Consider the following 986-nt stretch of genomic DNA (forward strand, 5'->3'; position numbering starts at 1 on the left):
ACCATCACTGAAACAGATGCTACCCAGCAAGGAAACTTCGTAGCCAGTATCAATGGCGGAGCTACTGCTCAGGAGGATATCGTGCTGAGCTTTACCACTACCGATGGATCGGCCGGTGCAAGCGACTATACTGCGCAATCAACTGTAAGCTACACCATCACCAAGGGAACTTCTTCAGTGAACATTCCTGTAGATGTTTTAGGTGATGCCATCAGTGAACCAACAGAAGATTTTACAGGTGAAATTAGCATTACCAATGCCAACGGACAGGACGTAAGCCTGAATACCGCTACGGCTACTTCCACTATCAATGATAATGATAGCGCCAGTATCGCCATCAACGATGTAAGCGTCGATGAGGATGCAGGTACTGCGGTATTTACTGTGACCCTAACAGGTAATATTCAGGATCAGCTAACCGCTGACTTTACCACCGCTGATAACAGTGCCGTAAACCCAGGTGACTATACCACCAACTCCGGTACCATCACTTTTGCTGCCGGGTCTGTTGACGGAGCTACCCAGACCATCACCGTGGATATCATCGAGGATGCCATCGCTGAACCTGCAGAAACCTTCTTTGTAGATCTTAGCAACCTGGTAACTACTGGGACTGCTTCCATCTCCGATAACCAGGGCGTGGGAACCATCAATGATAATGATGCCATCTCCATCAGCCTGGCAGGATTCACCATCACTGAAACAGATGCTACCCAGCAAGGAAACTTCGTGGCCAGTATCGATGGCGGAGCCACTGCTCAGGAGGATATCGTGCTAAGCTTTACCACTACCGATGGATCGGCCGGTGCAAGCGACTATACCGCACAATCCGCTGTAAGCTACACCATCGCCAAGGGAACTTCTTCAGTGAACATTCCTGTAGATGTTTTAGGTGATGCCATCAGTGAACCAACAGAAGATTTTACAGGTGAAATTAGCATTACCAATGCCAACGGACAGGACGTAAGCCTGAATACCGCTACGGC

General features: G+C 49.0%; 1 protein-coding gene. It reads left to right on the forward strand.

Going from position 1 to position 986, the window contains the following annotated elements; all coding sequences use genetic code 11:
- Window positions 1-986, forward strand: a 986-nt coding sequence (locus tag FLP08_RS15425; RefSeq protein WP_279327001.1) for a Calx-beta domain-containing protein, incomplete at both ends; no start/stop codon positions are given.

Origin of the sequence: Christiangramia aestuarii (assembly GCF_009735585.1) — a bacterium.
Taxonomy (GTDB): Bacteria; Bacteroidota; Bacteroidia; order Flavobacteriales; family Flavobacteriaceae; genus Christiangramia; species Christiangramia aestuarii.